4 protein-coding genes are annotated in these 3,440 nt (G+C 61.4%); all 4 read left to right on the top strand.

Annotation, left to right across the window (positions count from 1 at the left end; all coding sequences use genetic code 11):
- The coding region (locus WA989_RS16675; protein WP_424341605.1) for a DNA translocase FtsK at positions 1-634 on the top strand (634 nt) is incomplete at its 5' end.
- 174 nt (positions 635-808) lie between these two features.
- Complete coding sequence (locus WA989_RS16670) at positions 809-1,717, top strand: outer-membrane lipoprotein carrier protein LolA (protein ID WP_424341604.1); 909 nt, start codon at positions 809-811, stop codon at positions 1,715-1,717.
- Between the two features lie 266 nt (positions 1,718-1,983).
- Positions 1,984-2,799: an SDR family oxidoreductase gene (locus WA989_RS16665; RefSeq protein ID WP_424341603.1), complete on the top strand. Its 816-nt coding sequence runs from the start codon at positions 1,984-1,986 to the stop codon at positions 2,797-2,799.
- A partial coding sequence (locus WA989_RS16660) for an AGE family epimerase/isomerase (RefSeq protein ID WP_424341602.1) occupies positions 2,792-3,440 on the top strand: 649 nt, incomplete at its 3' end. The genes WA989_RS16665 and WA989_RS16660, both read left to right, overlap by 8 nt.

The following is a 3,440-nucleotide window of genomic DNA, read 5'->3' as shown; positions in this document are numbered from 1 at the left end:
GATGATGGTCGCCGGCAAGGAAATCGAGGGATGCATTCAGCGCCTGGCGCAGATGGCGCGGGCAGCCGGCATTCACCTCATCACCGCGACGCAGCGCCCGTCTGTCGACGTTATTACAGGGACGATCAAGGCGAACTTCCCGACCCGCATTTCCTATATGGTCACGACGAAGATCGATTCGCGCACCATTCTCGGCGAACAGGGCGCTGAACAGCTGCTCGGCATGGGCGACCTGCTCTATCAGGCAGCAGGCGTCAAAACCAAGCGTCTGCACGGGCCTTTCGTGTCGGATGAAGAGGTGGAAACCGTCGTCTCCTGGCTGAAAGAGCAGGGCGAGCCGGATTATAATGAAGACATCCTCGAAGAGCCTGAAGAAGGCGGCACGGGCAGTGCAATCATGGATGCGATGCTCGGCGTGTCGACCGGTGACGGCGAAGATGACCTCTATGCCCAGGCCATGGCGATCGTCCTGCGCGACAAACGTGCCTCGACCTCCTATCTCCAGAGGCGCCTCAAAGTGGGGTACAACAAGGCGGCTACGCTGATTGAGCGGCTGGAGGAAGAAGGCGTGATTTCAGCGCCCAACCATGCCGGCAAACGTGAGATTCTTGCGCGGGCCGAGCCGTCCGAATAGGGGCCATTTGGCAGGCTAAAAACGGGGTAATTCCGGTACATTTTCGGTTCATCGCACACGCCTCCATCCTCGAGGCTGAATGGCCGACAACGAAACGGGGCGGAAATACCTTTTTTCTGCCCTGTTTTCTGGCGCCTGGCTTGCTATCTCTCTGGTCCAACACGGGAGAAAGACATGACCTTTCTTATGACCCCAATCGCAGCCCTGTTTTTGATGGGCAGCAGTCCGCTGGCTTACCAGGTGGACCATTTCAAGCTCGCGGCGCAGCCGGTGACCGAGCTTGTCGCTGCCGTGAGCTATGAAGCATCTGCGCCAAAGACACCCCAGCCTGTCTCCATCGAGAAAGCTGTCGAGACCAAGCCAGCCGCTGTGACCAAGCCCGCCCCTCAAACGGACCCGCGCAGCGAGGTAATCGAGCCTCAGCCACGCATAATTCTCGCGCAGGCCGAACCGACGATCGAGCCGGCCGCCGAAATCGAAGCGCCGCGCAGCGATGTTGCCCCGGAACGCAGCGCGACCAGTGCCGTCTCGGCGACCGACCGCCGGGCGATCCTGAAAGCGGCCGCCAATTCGCTCGCCGCTGCGAAGACCGCGAAGGGCCGCTTTGTGCAGGTTTCGCCAAACGGATCTGTGACCGAAGGCGACTTCGCGCTGCGCCGCCCCGGCCGCATGCGGTTCGATTATGATGATCCAACGCCGATCCTGATCGTGGCCGATGGCACGACTGTCGCCATGGAAGACAGCGATCTTGAGACGGTGGACCGCGTGCCAATCGCGTCGACGCCGCTGAATATCATTCTGGATGATCAGCTCGACTTCGAAAACGAGACCCGCGTGACCGAAGTCCGCCGGACCGACAGCAATATTGCCATCACGGTCGAGGACAAGAGCGGCGAGTCCGAGGGTAGCGTGACGCTCTATTTCGATGCGTCGAACTATCAGCTGCTCAGCTGGCGCGCCATCGATGGCAACAAGCAGGCCACGCTGGTCGCGCTTGAGGACATCTCGACCAATGTGAATGTCGATCCGCGTCTCTTCCGCATGGACCAGATGATCGACGATGACGATGACGATGAGCGCTAGTCGCTTGATGGCATAACATCCCAAACAGCCCCGCAGGTTCGCCCTGCGGGGCTTTTTTTGTTCCGGTTTGCTGGCGCCGTGACGCCGAAACCATCAAGCACGCACTATTTCGGAATTGTTGAATTTTGCCTTCGGGCAAACCCGTGCCGTCGTATCCAAGATTCGGAGGAACTGTCCCCGAGATCTCCCGTTGAGTGACCAGAGCGGCCAAGCGATTTGCGGCGCACTCATCAAGGGGCCAGCGGCCCACACCCAAGGAGACCATGATGACAGATCACCTCGACGACCTGTTGCCGCCCGTGGAATACATCACTGACGCCTATAAGGCGGCCGGAAAGTTGAAGGACAAGCGCGTTCTGATCACCGGGGGCGATAGTGGCATTGGTCGCGCCGTCGCGTTTCATATGGCCCGTGAGGGCGCGCGCGTCGCCATCATGTATCACTCAGACGCCGAGAGCGCCGAAGAGACCCGCGCGGGGATCGAGGCGGAAGGGGCTGAGGCTCTCATTCTGCAAGGCGACACCGCAGATTCTGACAGCTGCGCCGCCACCGTCGCGGCCGTGATTGACGCCTGGGACGGGATCGATGTTCTGGTCAACAATGCCGGGATGCAGAAGCCTTTCGACAGCCAGGCCGAGATTAGCGACGCTGACTGGCAAAAGCATTTCGACGTCAACATGAACGGCATCTTCTACACGACCCGTGCCGCGCTCGAGCACATGTCCGAAGGCGCCAGCATCATCAATACGACCTCGGTGAACGCCTATGTCGGGAACGCTGCGCTCGTGCCCTATACCGCCACCAAAGGGGCGATCGTGGCCTATACGCGTGCCTTGGCGCTCGAGCTTCTGGAGCGGGGAATCCGCGTCAATCAGGTTGCGCCGGGCCCAGTGGCGACAGAAATCCAGCTCGTCTTCAAGGATTTCGATAAAGAGATGCTGGAGGAAATGTCGTCTCCCATGGGGCGTATGGGCCAGCCGCGCGAACTCGGCCCGGCCTACGTCTTCCTTGCCTGTCAGGACAGCAGCTTCGTGACCGGACAGACGCTGCATGTGAATGGTGGCATGATCACCAATGGCTGATCTGGAGGCGGAGAGCCTGCGGACCCCTGCATGGGCAGACCGCGAGGATCACCGCCAATGGCTGCGCGCCGAGGGCCGCCGCCTCTTGCGGCATTACGCCCGCGCGCGCGCGCCCGACGGCTTTGCCACGCTGGGCAATGATGGACAGCTCGTCGATGATACGCCGCAAAGTATTATCACTGCACGCAATGTGCACTGCTACAGCCTCGCCGCGATCATGGGCGTGCCGGGCGCAACGCCTCTCGCCGTCCACGGTATCACGGCGCTTCTCGACGGGCCGTTGCGCGATCAGACGTCCCGTGGCTGGTTCGAAGATGCCTCGGGCGCCTCGCGCAAGATGGCCTATCTGCATGCCTTCATCGCCCTTGCAGGCGCCTCGGCAACGATGGCCGAAATGGTGCGGGGGGAGGAGCTGATGCGAGCCGCCATGGACGTCATCGACCAGCACTTCTGGATCGAGGACGAGCAGGTCATGCAGCCCTCCTTCGCTGCCGACTGGTCCGATCCCGAAGCTTATCGCGGCGCCAATGGCAACATGCATACGACTGAGGCCTGCCTCGCCGTGTCAGACGCGACGGGCGACCGGCGCTGGCTGGACCGGGCGCTGGCCCTGGCCCGGCGCTTTGGTCATGATATTCCGG

The organism is Henriciella sp. (assembly GCF_049649345.1).
Classification (GTDB): Bacteria; Pseudomonadota; Alphaproteobacteria; order Caulobacterales; family Hyphomonadaceae; genus Henriciella.
This window is presented reverse-complemented; position numbering and strand designations above follow the sequence as displayed.

Bases quoted from the DNA above. Each gene is read 5' to 3' on its own strand.
- WA989_RS16670 (WP_424341604.1), top strand. From the start codon at position 809: ATGACCTTTCTTATGACCCCAATCGCAGCCCTGTTTTTGATGGGCAGC.
- WA989_RS16665 (WP_424341603.1), top strand. From the start codon at position 1,984: ATGACAGATCACCTCGACGACCTGTTGCCGCCCGTGGAATACATCACT.